The sequence below is a fragment of the Roseburia hominis A2-183 genome (genome assembly GCF_000225345.1).
Classification (GTDB): Bacteria; Bacillota; Clostridia; order Lachnospirales; family Lachnospiraceae; genus Roseburia; species Roseburia hominis.
On record NC_015977.1, the window covers coordinates 1,456,548 to 1,474,667 of the forward strand.

At 49.3% G+C, this 18,120-nt stretch carries 15 protein-coding genes; 14 read left to right on the plus strand and 1 reads right to left on the minus strand.

Annotated features, from left to right (window positions below):
* Positions 1 to 279: 279 nt before the first annotated feature.
* From RHOM_RS06465 to RHOM_RS17910, 8 genes are all read left to right on the plus strand, one after another.
* Positions 280 to 1,713: an ABC transporter substrate-binding protein gene (locus tag RHOM_RS06465; protein ID WP_014079480.1), complete on the plus strand. Its 1,434-nt coding sequence runs from the start codon at positions 280 to 282 to the stop codon at positions 1,711 to 1,713.
* A 118-nt stretch (positions 1,714 to 1,831) separates the two neighbouring features.
* The gene (locus tag RHOM_RS06470; RefSeq protein ID WP_014079481.1) at positions 1,832 to 2,674 is read left to right on the plus strand and encodes a carbohydrate ABC transporter permease; all 843 of its coding nucleotides are present in this window, start codon (positions 1,832 to 1,834) and stop codon (positions 2,672 to 2,674) included.
* A complete protein-coding gene (locus tag RHOM_RS06475) occupies positions 2,674 to 3,546 on the plus strand; it encodes a carbohydrate ABC transporter permease (protein ID WP_014079482.1) in 873 nt (290 codons plus the stop codon). Before RHOM_RS06470 ends, RHOM_RS06475 begins: the two co-directional genes overlap by 1 nt.
* 50 nt (positions 3,547 to 3,596) lie before the next feature.
* A complete protein-coding gene (locus tag RHOM_RS06480; RefSeq protein WP_014079483.1) occupies positions 3,597 to 4,613 on the plus strand; it encodes a LacI family DNA-binding transcriptional regulator in 1,017 nt (338 codons plus the stop codon).
* Positions 4,614 to 4,623: 10 nt separating this feature from the next.
* Entirely contained in the window at positions 4,624 to 6,132 is a 1,509-nt protein-coding gene (malQ, locus tag RHOM_RS06485; protein WP_044024889.1) for a 4-alpha-glucanotransferase, read from the plus strand.
* A 188-nt stretch (positions 6,133 to 6,320) separates the two neighbouring features.
* Positions 6,321 to 7,259, plus strand: a complete 939-nt coding sequence (locus RHOM_RS06490; protein ID WP_044024890.1) for a diacylglycerol/lipid kinase family protein — start codon at positions 6,321 to 6,323, stop codon at positions 7,257 to 7,259.
* A gap of 133 nt (positions 7,260 to 7,392) precedes the next feature.
* Complete coding sequence (gene spoIVA / locus RHOM_RS06495) at positions 7,393 to 8,877, plus strand: stage IV sporulation protein A (protein WP_014079486.1); 1,485 nt, start codon at positions 7,393 to 7,395, stop codon at positions 8,875 to 8,877.
* 694 nt (positions 8,878 to 9,571) lie between these two features.
* Entirely contained in the window at positions 9,572 to 10,582 is a 1,011-nt protein-coding gene (locus RHOM_RS17910; protein WP_014079488.1) for a TrmH family RNA methyltransferase, read from the plus strand.
* Here the strand turns inward: RHOM_RS17910 and RHOM_RS06505 are convergent.
* Positions 10,567 to 11,157, minus strand: coding sequence for a hypothetical protein (locus RHOM_RS06505; protein ID WP_014079489.1), 591 nt, complete (start codon positions 11,155 to 11,157; stop codon positions 10,567 to 10,569). The genes RHOM_RS17910 and RHOM_RS06505 overlap by 16 nt on opposite strands.
* Positions 11,158 to 11,401: 244 nt before the next feature.
* Between RHOM_RS06505 and RHOM_RS06510 the strand changes: the two genes are divergently transcribed.
* The 6 genes from RHOM_RS06510 (at position 11,402) to alaS (ending at position 18,105) form a co-directional block, all read left to right on the plus strand.
* Complete coding sequence (locus RHOM_RS06510; RefSeq protein ID WP_044024891.1) at positions 11,402 to 12,046, plus strand: YczE/YyaS/YitT family protein; 645 nt, start codon at positions 11,402 to 11,404, stop codon at positions 12,044 to 12,046.
* 71 nt (positions 12,047 to 12,117) lie between these two features.
* Positions 12,118 to 12,945 carry a purine-nucleoside phosphorylase gene (locus tag RHOM_RS06515; protein WP_014079491.1) on the plus strand — a complete coding sequence of 276 codons (828 nt, stop codon included), beginning with the start codon at positions 12,118 to 12,120 and terminating at the stop codon, positions 12,943 to 12,945.
* A gap of 84 nt (positions 12,946 to 13,029) precedes the next feature.
* On the plus strand, positions 13,030 to 14,328 hold the full coding sequence (locus RHOM_RS06520) for an amidohydrolase family protein (protein ID WP_014079492.1): 1,299 nt from the start codon (positions 13,030 to 13,032) through the stop codon (positions 14,326 to 14,328).
* Positions 14,329 to 14,384: 56 nt separating this feature from the next.
* Positions 14,385 to 15,140 (plus strand): MBL fold metallo-hydrolase, encoded by a 756-nt coding sequence (locus RHOM_RS06525; protein ID WP_014079493.1) that lies wholly within the window; start codon positions 14,385 to 14,387, stop codon positions 15,138 to 15,140.
* 114 nt (positions 15,141 to 15,254) lie between these two features.
* Positions 15,255 to 15,407 carry a hypothetical protein gene (locus tag RHOM_RS06530; RefSeq protein ID WP_014079494.1) on the plus strand — a complete coding sequence of 51 codons (153 nt, stop codon included), beginning with the start codon at positions 15,255 to 15,257 and terminating at the stop codon, positions 15,405 to 15,407.
* A gap of 19 nt (positions 15,408 to 15,426) precedes the next feature.
* Positions 15,427 to 18,105, plus strand: a complete 2,679-nt coding sequence (gene alaS, locus RHOM_RS06535; RefSeq protein WP_014079495.1) for an alanine--tRNA ligase — start codon at positions 15,427 to 15,429, stop codon at positions 18,103 to 18,105.
* The last annotated feature ends 15 nt before the right edge of the window (positions 18,106 to 18,120 follow it).

Genomic DNA, 18,120 nt, shown 5'->3' on the forward strand with positions numbered 1-18,120 from the left:
TGTTTATCTGGAACTTTTAAGTATCTATTTCTTGTAATATTACTTATCACCCCAAAGAGGTCTATGCTTATCGCGGCAGCCTTTCTTTTGTACAAATATCACAAAATGTCTTCATGAAACTTGGCAATAATGTGGAAAATAACGATTGGGTATTGCATTTCCTGACACATGGAAATATAATCTAACCATCAACTGAAAACGTTACCGGAAACATTACCGATAACAATACCGGAAACGTTACATAAGAAGTTGAACAAATCATATCAGGAGGGTAAATTTATGAAAAGAAAAGTGTTATCCGTAATGCTTGCAAGTGCAATGCTCGCAACGATGTTTACTGGATGTGGGGACAGCAGCACAACAGACAGTAACGCAGCAGCTACCACAGGAAACGACGCAGCTGCAACAACCACAGAGGCGGCAGATACAGATGCAGCGAAGACGGATGCAGCGGGCGGTTCAGTTTATTATCTGAACTTCAAGCCGGAGCAGGATCAGGCATGGCAGGATCTGGCAGCAACCTACACAGAGCAGACAGGTGTTCCAGTAACGGTTATCACAGCAGCAGACGGTACTTACGAGCAGACGTTAAAGTCAGAGATCGCCAAGACCGAAGCTCCTACCTTATTCCAGGTAAACGGACCGGTAGGACTTGCAAACTGGAAGGATTACTGTCTGGATCTTTCAAACAGCGAGATCTACTCCCATCTGACCAGCGATGACTATGCACTGAAGAATGACGCTGGCGAGGTTTCCGGTATCGCATATGTAATTGAGACTTATGGCATCATTTACAACAAGACGATCTTAAACGACTACTGCACAATGGACAACGCAGTGATCTCTTCTCCGGAAGACATCAACAACTTTGAGACATTAAAGGCAGTGGCAGACGACATTCAGGCAAGATTAGACGAGATCAACGACCAGTTCGGATATGACTTAAAGGGAGCATTTACTTCCGCAGGTATGGATGGATCTTCCGACTGGAGATTTAAGACACACCTTGCAAACCTTCCGATCTACTATGAGTACAAGGACAAGGGCATTGATTCCACCGATGCAATCGAGGGTACATACCTTGACAACTACAAGCAGATCTGGGATCTCTACATTACAGATTCCACCTGTGAGCCGGGTCTTCTTTCCAGCAAGACCGGTGACGAGGCTGAGTCCGAGTTCGGTATGGAAGAAGCTGTTTTCTACCAGAACGGTACATGGGAGTACAGCAACCTGACCAATGAGGATAACGGTTATCTCGTAACAGCTGAGGACATGAGCATGATGCCGATCTACATTGGTGTGGACGGTGAGGAAAATCAGGGACTCTGCACAGGTTCTGAGAACTACTGGTGCGTTAATAATCAGGCATCCGCAGAGGATCAGCAGGCAACACTTGATTTCCTTGAGTGGGTGATCACATCTGATGAGGGACGTGATTCCATGGCTAATGTAATGGGATTCACAACACCGTTTGATACTTTTGCTGACGGTTACACAGCAGACAATGTATTCATCCAGGCAGATGCAGCTTACACCAAAGCTGGCAAGTATTCTGTAACATGGAACTTCTCCACTATTCCTTCTGAGACATGGAAAGATGGCGTTGGTTCTGCATTACTTGAGTATGCACAGGGTACCGGCGACTGGGATGGCGTTGTGACAGCATTCGTAGATGGATGGAAGACTGAGTACGACGCAACACACGAATAAAAATCTGTAAAATGCAGGGGGTGGGCATGAGAACTGCTCACCCTTTTTTAGAAGGATGCGGGTACTGCAAAGCATCTGCCCGATATCGGTTTTATTGAATATGAGAGGATGAAAGAGTATGGAGAAATCAATTAAGAAATATTTTCCTGTTTTTGCACTCCCGACTTTAGTGGCATTTACAATCGGTTTTATAATTCCTTTTATTATGGGTATCTATTTATCGTTTTGTGAATTTACGACGGTGACTGATGCAAAGTTCGTGGGACTGAAAAATTATATCCGGATTTTTTCGGATGCAACATTCACACATGCGCTGGTGTTTACGGCACTGTTTACGGTCGTGTCCGTTCTTACGATCAATGTGTTTGCATTTGCGATCGCGATGCTTTTAACAAAGGGAATTAGGGGAACGAACCTGTTTCGTACCGTGTTCTTTATGCCGAACCTCATCGGAGGTATTGTGCTTGGATATATCTGGCAGATCCTGTTAAACGGTATTCTGGCGAACTTCGGAAAGACACTTACCTATTCCGGAACCTACGGATTCTGGGGACTTGTAATTTTAATGAACTGGCAGCAGATCGGTTATATGATGATTATCTATATCGCCGGCATCCAGAACATCCCGGGTGAGCTGATCGAGGCGGCAAAGATTGACGGGGCGACGAACCGTCAGCTGCTGCGCCATGTGACGATCCCGATGGTAATGCCGTCGATTACGATCTGTACATTCCTGACACTGACGAACTCCTTTAAGCTGTTTGACCAGAACCTGGCGCTGACTGCGGGCGAGCCGTCGAACAGTTCCCAGATGCTGGCACTGAATATTTATGAGACATTCTACACCAGAACCGGATGGGAGGGCGCCGGTCAGGCGAAAGCGGTGGTATTCTTTATCATTGTGGCAGTCATTGCAATGCTACAGAACAGACTTACCAGAAGTAAGGAGGTGCAGCAATAATGGCAAAGAACAAAAAAGCAGACAATCAGGTAAGCGCGGTAAGACGCGCCAAACACGGATGGGTTTTGACTGTATTTTTCTCAATCCTTGCGGTACTGTGGCTGTACCCGATTTTCCTCGTGGCGATGAACTCCTTAAAGAAAAAAGGATTCATCACGAGATATCCGTTTGCACTGCCGGATCACCGTTCTTTCTTCGGAATTGAGAACTTTATCAAGGGCGTGCAGAAGACGAACTTTTTTGCGGCGATGGGGAACTCCGTTATCATCACGGTAGGTTCTGTGGCGGTAATCATTCTCTGTACCTCCATGTGCGCATGGTACATTACGAGAGTACATAACAAAGTGAACTCCACGATCTACATGTTATGCCTGTTTTCCATGATCGTGCCGTTCCAGATGGTTATGTTCTCCCTGTCAAAGCTGGCGAACATGATGCATTTAAGCAATCCCATCGGTATTATTCTGGTATACCTCGGATTCGGAGCCGGACTGGCGGTGTTTATGTTCTGCGGTTTTGTGAAGAGCATTCCGCTTGAGATTGAGGAGGCGGCAATGATTGACGGGTGTACGCCGCTCCAGACCTTTTTCCAGGTGGTATTCCCGATTATGAAGCCGACCACGATCACGGTGGCAATTCTGCAGGCAATGTGGATCTGGAACGACTATCTGCTGCCTTATCTGGTGCTGGATCTGAAAAAATACAAGACCATCCCGATTGTCATCCAGTATTTAAAGGGCGGCTACGGCGCTGTTGACTGGGGTACCATGATGGCGATGCTGGTGCTTGCCATTGTTCCGATCATTATTTTTTATGCAGCCTGCCAGAAGTATATTATAGAAGGTGTTGTTGCAGGAGCTGTCAAAGGCTGATATAATAATTGCCAGTGAAATCAAGAAGACAAAAACAGGCAGGAAAAGTTATGGTTACAATAAAAGATATTGCCAGAGAGTCAGGCTATTCCGTCAGCACGGTTTCCAGAGTGCTTAATAATAGAAATGATGTCAGCCCGGATGCAAGAAAAAAGATCGAGGAAGTTGTCGCAAAGTTTAATTTTGTGCCGAACAACAATGCGAAGCATTTAAAACAGAACAATTCCAAGGCAATCGGCGTACTGGTCAAAGGTATCTCAAATATGCTTTTTGCCAGTGTCGTGGAGGAAATCCAGCGCATGATCGAGAAAACGGAATATACGCTGGTCGTGTCTTATCTGGACGAGGATGCAGATGAGGTAGAGCAGGCAATTCTTCTTTGCAGGGAGAGAAAGCCGCTTGGGCTTTTGTTCCTCGGCGGTAATCCGGAATATTTTCACCGGGAGTTCTCCGGTGTGGATGTGCCGTGTGTGTTGGTGACGAACCGTGCCAATGAGATGCATTTTGAGAATCTTTCCAGCGTTGCCACGGACGATATTGCAGCGGCACGCTGTGCGGTGGATCAGCTGTTTGTGGCTGGACACCGCAGAATCGGCATTCTCGGCGGTGATTTTGACAAGTCTTATACGAGTCATCAGCGTTTCCTGGGATGTGAGCAGAGCTTTTCGGAGCATGGGGCGGTTCTTGATGTGGAGCACTGCTATGAGAAGGCAAGATTCTCTTTTGGAAGCGCCTGCCGGGCGATGAAGCGCCTGATCGGGAAGTTTCCGGATGTGACCGCAGTGTTTGCAATGTCGGATGTGATGGCGATCGGGGCCATCCGCGCACTGCGTGATCTGGGGTACCGCGTGCCGGAGGATGTTTCCGTGATCGGTTTTGACGGTACATCGCTTGCAGAGTATTACAATCCGAAGCTGGCGACGATCAAGCAGCAGCATCAGACGCTTGCAAACCGCAGCATCGAGATTTTATTCGGCCAGATCGAGTTGAAGAAAGAGCCGATTCACGAGATTGTTCCGTTTGAGTTTGTAAATGGGGAGAGTATTCGAGTGATAGATGAAAGGTAAGGACGAGGTTATGAGAAGTAGTGGAGTATTGATGCATATATCATCCCTGCCATCTCCGTATGGAATTGGTACGATGGGAAAAGAAGCCAGAAAGTTTGCAGACTTTCTTGAAAAATCAGGACAGAAATACTGGCAGATTCTTCCGATCTGCCCCACAAGTTACGGTGATTCGCCGTATCAGTCATTTTCCAGCTTTGCAGGGAATCCGTATTTTATAGATCTGGAATACCTGTGTAAGGAAAAACTGTTGAAAAAGGCGGAGTGTGAGTCTTTCCCGTGGGGAAAGAAAGCAGACAAGGTGGATTACGGCGTGATGTACGAGTCGCGCTATAAGCTGTTAAAGATCGCGTTTGAGCGGTTCCTTCGCGCAGAGCCGGACGATTTTGAGGCGTTCTGTGAAAAAGAGGCAGACTGGCTTTCTGATTATGCGCTGTTTATGGCGTTAAAGGATGCCAACGGCGGAAACGCATGGTTTTCCTGGGAAAAAGATTTAAAGATGAGAAAACCGGAGGCACTTGCCGAGGCGAGAAGCACCTATGCGAAGGATATCCGCTTTTATCAGATGTTACAGTATCTGTTTTTCAAGCAGTGGTGGGAGCTAAAAGCCTATGTGAATGAAAAAGGTATTGAGATCATCGGGGATGTTCCGATCTACGTCGCAGGGGATTCTGCTGACGTATGGGCGAATCCGGAAGAGTTCTATCTGGATGAGGATTTAAATCCGATTGATGTGGCAGGGTGTCCGCCGGATGCATTTTCCGAGGACGGACAGCTCTGGGGCAATCCGTTGTTCCGTTGGGATGTAATGAAGAAAAACGGATACACCTGGTGGACGAAACGCATTGCGGCAATGTCAAAGCTTTACGATATTGTCCGGATTGACCATTTTCGCGGATTTGATTCCTACTATGCGATTCCGGCAAAGGATAAGACGGCAAAGAATGGTGAGTGGCGCAAGGGACCGGGCATGGATCTGTTTCATACGCTGGAGCAGAAGCTTGGCAGATTAAACATTATCGTGGAGGATCTGGGCTTTTTGACACCGTCCGTGTTAAAGCTTGTTGCGGATTCCGGATTTCCGGGAATGAAAGTCATACAGTTTGCGTTTGACTCGAGAGAGGGAAGCAATTATCTCCCGCATACCTACACGGAGCACTGTGTGGTGTACACCGGAACACATGACAATGATACGCTGCTTGGCTGGATGAAGACTGCGCCGAAGGAGAGCGTCAAATTTGCAAAGGAATACTTAAACCTCACGAAAGAGGAAGGCTATAACTGGGGCATGATGCGTGGTGCATGGTCTTCGGTCGGGGAGCTTGCGGTGGTGCCGATGCAGGATCTGATCGGTCTTGGTTCGGAGGCACGCATGAACACGCCGTCCACCCTGGGGGGCAACTGGCAGTGGCGTGCAACATCAGATCAGATTACCGTCAAGCTTGCCAAACGGCTTTATAATTATATGGAAATGTACGGACGTCTCTGGGTGGGCGAAGATGCAGACAGAAAAGAGCAGTAAACAGTTGTAATTGCCGTGTATCCGTGATACGATAAAAAAGAGCATTGCAGAAGAGAAACGCTCATCTGGCAGAGGCCGGGTGGGCGTTTTCGATTGTGTTTATATAGGAAAAACAGACGTGGAACAGAGCGGTGTATGTCCGGCACATGCCGGAAACAGCAGAATGTATGTTACGGTGGGAGAAACAGATGCTTTATTTTATTGTGAATGAGAAGTCCAGAAGCGGCAGGGGCGCGCAGATCTGGAAAGAGGTACAGAGAGAACTTGTGAAGAGAGGAATCCATTACCGGCATTATGTCACGGAGCATGAGGGGCATGCCACACGTCTTGCTGTCGAGATCTGCGCGAAGACGGATGATGATATCTGCCTTGCAGTGGTTGGCGGGGACGGAACGGCAAATGAGGTCATCAACGGCATCACACATCCGGAAAAAGTGCGGTTCGGACTGATACCGACCGGCTCGGGAAATGACCTGGCGAGAGGGTTAAAGCTTAGCGGCACGCCGTTGGAGAATCTGGCGCGCATGCTCTCCTGCATGCAGCGGGGGAGAGAGGCATGCACCGTGATCGATCTGGGAGAGGTGGCATGGGATGACTGCGAGAAGCCGAGAAAGTTCGCCATCAGTGCCGGCGTGGGACTTGACGCGTTAGTCTGCAAAAAAGCCCTGACATCGAAGCTGAAAGTATTTTTAAATAAGCTGCATCTGGGCAAACTGACCTATCTGCTCATTACGGTGCAGTCGCTTTTTTCCATGCAGACGACGGAGGCTGCGGTGCGTCTGGACGAGACCCCGGAGCGGAAGTTAGACCGCATCATCTATATCGCGGCGATGAACTTTAAGGCAGAGGGAGGCGGCGTTCCCATGGCGCCGAAGGCGGATGCCACGGACGGAAAGCTTTCGATCTGCAGTGTACACGGAATTCCGAAGTGGCGCACATTTTTATGCCTGCCGTTCCTCGTGGCGGCAAAGCATACGGGAATCCGCGGATTTGACATAGACGACTGCGGCACATGCGAGGTCCGGCTGAAGGATCCTATGGTGCTGCATGCGGATGGAGAATACTGTGGTGATGTCACGAAGCTGCAATTCCGCTGTCTGCCGGGAATGCTGCGGGTGATGCTGTAGAAAAGCGAAGTGTACAGATCCCCGGCTTTGTCTGCGCCAGAAGGTCATCCGCGCGCGATGATATTTTAGTTTCCGCGGGAATAATTACAGATCCCCCTTCATACATTTTATTAAGTATGGAAGGGGTATTTTTATGGACATCAGCAGCAAAAAAGAGTTTGATTTATACAAAGATATACAAAACCGCACAGACGGGGAGGTGTATCTTGGAATTGTAGGACCGGTCCGGACCGGAAAGTCAACGTTTATCAAACGGTTTATGGATCTTATGGTACTTCCCTATATGGAAGATGTACATAGCAGGCAGCGCACGATTGATGAATTACCCCAGTCTGCACAGGGAAAAACCATCATGACGACGGAACCGAAGTTTATTCCGAAAGACGCGGCAGAGATCGCGCTTGAAGATGATACGCGGATTAAAATCCGTCTGATTGACTGTGTCGGCTTTATGGTGGACGGAGCCACAGGACACATGGAAGGAAGCACGGACCGTATGGTTCATACGCCGTGGTTCGACCATGAGATTCCGTTTGTGGAGGCGGCGTCCATCGGTACGGAAAAAGTCATAAGGGATCATGCGACGATCGGCATTGTGGTGACAACAGACGGAAGTATCGGAGATTTGCCGCGGGAAAATTATGTGAATGCGGAAGAGCAGACCGTGCAGGAACTGGAGGAGATTGGCAAGCCCTATGTTGTGGTGCTCAATTCGACGAGACCCTACAGCGAGGAGACCGTCCGCATTGCGGAGGGACTTCGGGAAAAGTACCAGACGGCGGTGTTGCCGGTGAATTGCGAGCAGCTTCGCAAAGATGATGTCTTTCATATATTAGAGCAGATTTTATATGAGTTCCCGGTCGCCCGCATGGAATTCTATATTCCGAAATGGACGGAAATGCTCCCGCCCGATCATCCGATGAAGGCGGAAATCATACAGAGCGCCAGAACGATCCTCGGTGGAATGCGAAAAGTGAAAGATATTTATGCACAGGATTTTACGCCGGAGCACTATGTCTCGCGGATGAAATTGGAGGAAGTGGATCTTGCATCTGGCTGCGCCAAAATCCGCATGGAGGTCGCTGAGAAGTATTACTATGAAAATATGAGCGAGCTTGCGGGTGTGCCGATTGCCGGCGAATATGAACTGATCGCGCTGGTGAAGGAGATGTCGCAGCGAAAAGAGGCATATGAAAAGGTGGCGGACGCGATGGCGGCGGTACAGGTGAAAGGCTATGGCGTGGTAGGCCCCGGACTCTCCGATATTAAAATGGAAGATCCGGTGCTCATCAAGCACGGAAATAAATTCGGCGTCCGCATCCGCGCAACCTCCCCCTCGATCCACATGATCCGTGCCAATATTGAGACCGAGATCGCGCCGATCGTCGGAAGCGAGGAGCAGGCGAATGATCTGATCGCCTACATCAGAGAGGGCGAAAAGAGCGAGGAGGGAGCCTGGGAGACCAATATTTTCGGAAAATCCATCGGTGAGCTGATGGAGAACGGCATCCGCGGCAAGATCTCGATGATGGATGACGAGTGTCAAATGAAGCTGCAGGATACTATGCAGAAAATTGTGAACGACAACAACGGCGGGATGGTATGCATTATTTTGTAGGGCAGGAAGAAAAAGGAAGCAGAAAAAGCATTTGAAAATGTGACAGGAAAATGTGCGGGAAAGCATCAGAAAATATCAGTAATGAGGAAGCGCAATGAGCATTTGAAAATGTGACAGGGAACTCGCAGGCAGGAAAAACAGAGGTGGGAAATTTGTACGACAGACACCGGTCCGGGTGTAGAAACGGATAGATTGACACTTCTGATAAAGATCGGTATTATAATTAAATGTTTATGAGACTCAGATCCTGAATTTGATATGACCAACGGGTCTATAGTGGGAAAAGTTGCCTGTGAGACCCGTTTTTCCCTGTGATTCGGGTCTCAGAGAAGAAAAAGTGCTCCTGAGACCCGTTTCCTATGGCCTTTCATGTTAAATATGATGGGAAACAAGGAAAAACGGGTCTGGAGAGGATATTTTTGCCGTACAGACCCGTTTGAAAAAGATGCAGGTACCAAAATCCGTACGGAAAGCCAGATCAAGCCCGGAAAACGAAAGGGAAAATGAATTGATTACAAGGAAAACCAAATTGTCCCAGGAAATCGACTGTGAAGCCAAATCTCGGTCAAAAGTCAGGATGCAAAGAGAAACAGATCAGAAAACAGCCGAAAGCATAAAACGATCGAAAATGGCACCGCAAGATCGGGTGAGACAACGAACAAACAGAAATCAGTAGATGTGGAAGAGGAATAAAATGGCACAGATGATAGAAATAACAGATTTTGATGCACCGGAATTGGATGTGTATGCAAGACTGACAGAGAATCAGTTGATTAACCGCCATGAGCCGGAAAAAGGCATGTTTATTGCGGAAAGTCCCAAGGTTATCGAGAGGGCGCTGGACGCAGGCTATATGCCGGTGTCAATTCTGACGGAAAAAAGGCATATTGAGGGAGAGGGACAGAAGATTCTTGCGCGATGCGGGGAGATCCCGGTCTACACGGCGGAGTTTGATGTACTCACGAAGCTGACGGGGTTTCAACTGACCAGAGGAATGCTCTGTGTGATGTACCGGCAGCCGCTCCCCTCGGTGCGGAGTGTCTGCAAGGGGGCAAAACGAATTGCAGTTTTGGAAAATGTGGTAAATCCGACGAACGTGGGCGCTATTTTCCGTTCAGCTGCGGCGCTTGGAATGGATGCGGTGCTGTTGACCACGGGGTGCAGCAACCCGCTTTACCGGAGAGCAATCCGCGTGAGTATGGGTACGGTGTTTCAGGTGCCGTGGACATATCTTGGTGAGGAGACAAAGCCGGAGACTGTGAGAAATCCGGATCCGGAAGAAGAGAAAGAGCCGGGAACGGGGATAGAACGAAATCCGGATCCGGAAGAAGAGAAAGAGCCGGGAACAGGGATAGAACGAAACTCGGAGCAGGAAGAGAAAGCAGATTCCGGGAATTGGCAGAAGCAGCTTCATGAACTGGGATTTCATACGGTGGCGATGGCATTGAAAGAGGATTCCTTAAGTATTGATAATCCGAAGCTTATGAATGAGGACAAGCTTGCAATTGTACTGGGAACAGAGGGAGATGGTCTGGCACCGGAGACGATCGCAGCATGCGATGATACGGTATGCATTCCAATGGCGCACGGCGTCGATTCTTTAAATGTTGCAGCTGCCAGTGCGGTTGCGTTCTGGCAGCTTGGAAGACAGGCACACAAAGATAATTGCTGCAACATGAACTTAAATTATCAGCTATGGGAATGACGGGAACCGGTGTGCTGCTTTGCGTCATCCTCTTTTGTCTCTGGCAGCGACTGGTACTGGTCGGATTTCTGGAATTCCTTCATGGCATCATCGTAGGCTGCGATGATGTATTCTTTCATGGGATCTTCCTCGCTGATATGGGTGAGCGCGTCCAGATAGACAGATTGCGCCTCCTCCTTGGAAGTGCTGTGCGCAAGACCCGACTCAAGGGAGCCACGCATTGCCTGGACACGAGCCGCCTGCTGGTATAGCTGTGGATCTTCCGCCTGCAGAAAGCGCATCTCTTCTGATGTAAGCTTTTTGCCGCTCTTTAATTTCGCAATGATTTTGGCAAGGTAGGCTTTTTTCTCTTCCTCGCTCATGCCGTAGGCGGGACTGAGAAGCTCCGAGATATTCTGCGTGACAGAAAAACTGTCGAGCGCCGATGCCGCAGAGCCGGTATCAGCCGTTGCTTCGCCGCGGTTTAATCCGATGTTTGAGTGGCTTAAATGGTCAAAAATGCGCTCGGTGGCGGAGCGTTTGTCGCGCTCCGGATGAAGAAGTTTATTGATCCCTGTCAGATGAAGTGTCTGCATAAAAAAATCCTTTCATGTGAAAAAAATATGATATGAGAAATAACTGTCCAATGAAAAATATCGTGAATCCAAGAAAGCTGTCATGAATTCCGAAAAAACTGTCACGGATTCCTAGCGGGAAATAATTGCCATAAAATCATAATGCTGCCTTTAAAGAGAAGCGCACAGGAGTAAAAGGGAACTCTGGCAGAAAAGCCGTTCCTGTGTTACTATGATATATATCGGAAAGAACGGAGAGAAAATAATGAAAAACTTTATTCAGGGAATGTATCAGAAGAAACATTTTGCAAGGAGACTCATCTCGGTAATTCTCGCGGTGATCGTCATGGGATTTGCTCTGTCATGGCTGGTGCTGGTCAATTTTGGAACAGACCCCTGCACGAGCATGAATCTTGCTATTTCGGGCAGACTCGGCATGAGTCTCGGCAACTGGCAGGCGCTGCTCAACTGCCTTTTATTTATTATCGTGATATTGTGGGGACGGGAGTACATCGGATTCGGAACGCTTGCCAATATGTTCCTCGTCGGCTATTCGATTGATTTTTTCTCGTGGGTATGGTCAAAAGTATTGCCGGACGGGCTGTTTGATTCCATGGCAGTGCGCATCGGCGTGCTGTTCCCGGCACTGGCGGTGTTCGTCGTCGCGGCAGGTGTGTATATGGTTACGGAACTGGGAACTGCCCCCTACGATGCTATTCCGTTTCTGATTGTGAAGGCGCAGAAAAAGGTACCGTTCCGCGTGGTGCGCATGGTATTTGATTTTACGGTGATCGTGATTGCGTGGGTGTTCGGTGCGAAGATCGGTCTGGTGACGATCCTGATGGGCTTCACACTCGGTCCGGTCATCTCGTGGGTCGGAGAGAAAATGGCACCGTTTTTTAATGAATGAGATTGGAATTTCAGAGCGCATGGTATATAATATAAATAATTTTGTGATCGAAAGGAAAAGGAGAACCGACAATGAATCTAGTATATGAAAAGTTACAGAAATGCTATGAAAGTTATAAGGCAAAGATCGATTTTACCCCGAAGGTGGCACTTGTGCTGGGATCCGGACTGGGCGATTATGCGGATGATATCCGTGTGGCAGACACACTGGATTACCACGACATCGAGGGATTCCCGGTATCGACCGTTCCGGGACATAAGGGACGTTTTATCTTCGGATATGTCGGAGAAGTTCCGGTGGTGTGCATGCAGGGAAGAGTTCATTATTATGAAGGATATGACATGTCGGATGTTGTGCTTCCGGCGCGTCTGATGAAGCTGATGGGCGCGGAGGTTTTATTCCTCACCAATGCGGCGGGTGGCATCCAGCTTGGCATGAACGCCGGTGATTTTATGCTGATCAAGGATCAGATTGCAAGCTTTGTTCCTTCCCCGCTGCGCGGAGCGAATGTGGACGAGCTTGGCGTGCGTTTCCCGGATATGAGCCAGGTATATGATAAGGAGTTACAGCTTCTGGTAAAAAAAGCGGCGCTGGGACTGGATATTGATTTAAAGGAAGGCACTTATTTACAGCTTTCCGGTCCGCAGTTTGAGACACCGAAGGAAGTGGCGATGTGCCGGACACTCGGAGCCGATGCCGTTGGTATGAGTACGGCATGCGAGGCGATCGCAGCGCGTCATATGGGCATGCGCGTTGTAGGTATTTCCTGCATTTCCAATCTGGCATGCGGTATCTCGGCGGTTCCCCTCTGCCATGAGGAAGTACAGGAGACGGCAGACCGTGTGGCACCGAAGTTCAAGGCTCTTGTGACGGAGACGATCAAGAGCATCGGAAAATAATATCCGCAGAGACGCAGTGAAGATTTCGGGCTGGAGAGAGACTTCATAGAGTGAAAACAGCAGACAGAAGAAGGAGAAAGTGACATGAATACACGTTTTTATAATGCAAAGATCTTAACCCTTGCAGATCATCACAAGTTTGAGATCACGGAGGGAGAACTCTGGGTCAAGGGGAATACGATCTGCTACATCGGTGACGGGACGGACACGGCGGATGTGTGCAAGGAGGGAGAAGTGCTGGTGTGGGATCGCGAGATTGATGCATGCGGCAATCTGTTAATGCCGGGATTTAAGAACGCGCACACACACACAGCCATGACATTTTTACGTTCCTATGCGGATGATCTGCCACTGCAGGACTGGCTGAATCAGCAGGTGTTCCCGCGCGAGGGACAGCTTACCGAGGACGATGTATACTGGTTAAACATTCTGGGCATCATGGAATACCTGACCAGCGGCATTACGTCCAACTTTGATATGTATTTCTTCCCGCCGGTCGATGCAAAAGCATCCGCAGATACGGGATTCCGTACAGTGCAGACCAGCGGACTGAACAATTTCGGCGGTACAGTAGAGCTGATGGAGGAAAATTATCATATCGTCAATGAGATGAGTGATCTGACTTCTTTCATTGTCGGATTCCATGCGGAGTACACCACCTCGAAAGAACTGATGGAAGGCGTGGCGGCGCTGGCACAGAAGTTAAAATCTCCGGTATGGCTGCACAATTCCGAGACAAAGCTTGAGGTGGCAGAGTGCAAAGAGCGCTGGGGCATGACACCGACACAGCTTACGGACTCACTCGGCATGTATGAGTACGGCGGCGGCGGATACCATTGTGTATGGTTTGAGGAGCCGGATTTTGAAATCTTTAAAAAGCGTCATCTGACGGCAGTGACGAACCCGGCCTCTAACCTGAAGCTTGCTTCCGGCATCTGCCCGACGAAGCGGTTTGTGGATGAGGGCATTGCCATGGCGATCGGTACGGACGGCCCGGCGAGCAACAACTGTCTGGATATGTTCCGCGAGATGTTCCTTACCTCCGCACTTGCAAAGGTGCGCGAGATGGATGCCGAGTGCGTGGGTGCAGATGAGATCCTTTACATGGCAACAGCCGGCGGTGCGCATGCAATGCAGCTGGAGGACTGTGACCGTCTGGCGGTGGGCAAAAAGGCGGATATTGTCATGATTGACCTGAACCAGCCGAACATGCAGCCGGAAAACAATATCGTGAAGAATCTGGTATACAGCGGCAGCAAGCAGAATGTCAAGATGACGATGATTAACGGCAAAGTTCTCTATGAAGACAATCATTTCGAGATCGGGTTTGATCCGAAAGAGATCTATCAGCGTGCGAATGCGATCATCGGCCGCATGAAATAGAAATCATTAGATTTGCAGGGCAGAACTTCTGACATTGCGGAGAAACGAGGAGAATTATGCAGGTTATTTTTATTCATCACAGTTGTTTTCTGGTCGAGGTGGATGAGAAGGTGCTGATTTTTGACTGGTTTGATGGAGACCGGGTGGAGGGGTATCACTTTGGCGGTGTGCTGCCGGAGTACGAGCCGGATACGCCCGTCTACGTGTTCGCAAGCCACAAGCATCGGGATCATTTTGATATGGATGTGTTGCATCTCGCAGAAAAATATCCGAAGATCCGGTTTATTTTTTCAAAAGACTGTAAGATGAGCCCGCACTTTCTGACAAAGCATGGATTCGCGCCGGAGGTAGCGAAGCGGATTCACTATGTGGGGGCGGATGAAAAATGCAGGGTCGACGACTTGAATATTGAGACTCTGCGCTCGACGGACGCGGGCGTGGCATTTTACGTGGAGACGAACGGCGCGGCATTTTACCATGCCGGCGATCTGAATGACTGGCACTGGGACGGAGCCGGCGATCTGATCAACGGATCCATGCGTACAAATTACCGCAGCCAGATCCGCAGGCTTTCCGGCAGGAAGATTCATCTGGCGTTTGTGCCGGCAGATCCGAGGCTGATGGAGCACCAGTTTGACGGCATGAATTATTTCCTGGAGCACACGGATGCGGATTACGTATTTCCGATGCATATGTGGCAGGATTACAGCGCGCTTCCGGATTATCGGAAGAGGATCTCGAACGCTGCGATGGCGGAGCGGGTTGTGGAAATAAAGCATGAAAACCAGATTTTTGAGATCCTTGAGGAATGAGAGGAATTTCAAAAAAGCGGTACTTGACGATCATAAAACGGTTGCGCTATACTGATTTAGTTATAGAAGATTTCACACGGGGTGTGAAGAATTGGGGAAAGGCAGGACTTGACTATGGCATTTTTGGGATGGTTTGTACATTATGTACTGATTTTCGTGGTTTTGGTCGTGGTGGCGGGACTTGGAATTTTTGCGGGAAAGAAGTTGAGCGACCGCAAGGATGCTAAGAATGCCGGTGAGACCGGAAACGTCGAAGAGACAAAATAGATTTAAAATAGAAAGAAACATGTTGGAGGAAGAAGTCGTGAAGAAGTTTTACGGAGAAAACGAATTGCGCAGGATGTACCTGGAATTTTTCGAGAGCAAGGGACATCTGAAAATGAACAGTTTTTCACTGGTGCCGCACAATGACAACAGTCTGCTCTTAATCAATGCAGGTATGGCACCGTTAAAGCCGTATTTTACAGGACAGGAGATCCCGCCGAGAAGAAGAGTGACGACCTGCCAGAAGTGTATCCGTACCGGTGATATTGAGAATGTAGGAAAGACTGCAAGACATCTGACCTTTTTTGAGATGCTCGGCAACTTTTCCTTTGGTGATTATTTTAAGCATGAAGCGATCGCATGGTCCTGGGAGTTTTTGACAAAGGTGCTCGGACTGGAGGAGGACAGACTTTATCCGTCGATCTACGGGGAGGATGACGAGGCGTTCGACATCTGGACGAAGGAAGTCGGTGTGCCGGCAGAGCGTATCACAAGATTCTACCGTGACCCCAAGACCGGAGAGTGTGACAATTTCTGGGAGCATGGCGCAGGTCCATGCGGTCCGTGCTCCGAGATCTATTATGACCGCGGAGAAAAATACGGCTGCGGTAAGCCGGACTGCAAGGTCGGCTGTGACTGTGACCGCTTTATGGAAGTATGGAACAACGTATTTACCCAGTTTGAGGGTGATGGCAAGGGTGGTTATACTGAACTTTCCCAGAAGAATATCGATACCGGTATGGGACTTGAGCGTCTTGCGGTTGTCATGCAGGATGTGGATTCCGTATTCGACATTGATACGATGAAAGCAATCCGCGACAAGGTCTGTGAACTGTCCGGAAAGTCTTACCAGAAGGATGCGCTCGATGATGTGTCCATCCGTCTGATTACCGATCACATCCGTTCCGCAACATTCATGATTTCCGATGGTATCATGCCGTCAAATGAGGGTCGCGGCTATGTGCTCCGCCGTATCATACGCCGTGCAGCGAGACACGGAAGAATGCTTGGCATCGGTGGTACTTTCATGGCGAAGCTTGCAGCGACGGTAATCGATGAGAGCAAGGATGGTTATCCGGAACTCGAGGAGAAGAAGGACTTTATCTTCAAAGTGCTTACGCAGGAAGAGGAGAAGTTTGCCAAGACCATCGATCAGGGTCTTGCCATCTTAGAGAAGATGGAGAAGGAAATGCAGACAGCTGGAGAGAAGACGCTGTCCGGAGAGAACGCATTCAAGCTCTATGATACGTATGGCTTCCCGCTCGATCTGACGCAGGAGATCCTGGAGGAGAAGGGATTTTCCATTGACGAGGACGGATTTAAGAAAGCCATGGAGATCCAGAAGAAAAAAGCACATGATGCACACAAAGCAACGAATTACATGGGCGCAGATGCTACGGTATACGATGAGATTGATCCTTCGATCACGACGGAGTTCACAGGCTACGACAGCCTTACAGCATCTTCAAAGATCACAGTGCTCACCACCGAGACAGAGCTGGTGGAGGCGCTTTCCGACGGAGAGGTCGGCACGATCATCGTGGAGAAGACGCCGTTCTATGCGACGATGGGTGGTCAGCAGGGAGATAAGGGCGAGATCCGCACCGCCTCCGGTATCTTTCAGGTGGAAGAGACCATCAAGCTGCGTGGTGGTAAGGTCGGCCATATCGGCAAGATGACAAACGGTATGATTAAGGCGGGAGATGTAGCAGATCTCAGTGTGGATGCAAAGCTGCGCAGGGATACCTGCAGGAACCACTCTGCAACCCACCTGTTACAGAAAGCGCTGCGCGAAGTGCTCGGCACACATGTAGAGCAGGCAGGTTCCTATCAGGACGGTGAGCGCACCAGATTTGACTTCAGCCATTTTGCAGCGATGACACCGGAAGAACTTAAGAAGGTGGAAGCAATCGTCAACGAGAAGATCGCTGAGAAGATTGATGTCAGAACCGACGTCATGACGGTCGAGGAAGCGAAGAAGACAGGCGCGATGGCACTCTTCGGTGAAAAGTACGGTGAGACGGTAAGAGTCGTGTCCATGGGAGATTTTTCAAAGGAGTTCTGTGGTGGTACTCATGTGGCGAACACCGGCGATATTGTTGTATTTAAGATTATCTCTGAGAGCGGTGTGGCTGCGGGCGTGCGCCGTATCGAGGCTCTGACCGGAGACAATGTATTTGCATATTATAAGAAGGAAGAGGAAGAACTCGAGGCTGCAGCCAAGGCTGCAAAGGCAACACCAGCAACTCTCGTCGAGAAGATCGGTCATCTGATGGCGGAGTTAAAGGCACTTCAGAGTGAGAACGAATCCTTAAAGAGCAAGGCAGCCAAGGAAGCACTTGGAGATGTCATGGATCAGGTTGTGGAAGTGAAGGGTGTGAAGCTCCTCGCTGTCAGCGTGGACGGCGTCGATATGAACGGTCTGAGAGATCTGGGCGACCAGTTAAAGGGAAAGCTGGGAGAAGGCGTGATAGTTCTTGCATCTGCATCAGACGGAAAAGTCAATCTGGTTGCCATGGCGACAGACGATGCGATGGCGCACGGCGCACATGCCGGCAATCTCATCAAGAGCATTGCGGGTAAAGTCGGCGGAGGCGGTGGTGGACGTCCGAACATGGCGCAGGCAGGCGGTAAGAATCCGGCAGGCATTCCGGATGCCATTGCCGAGGCGAAAACGGCACTTGAGGCACAGCTTGCATAAAAACTCGACAGAAAT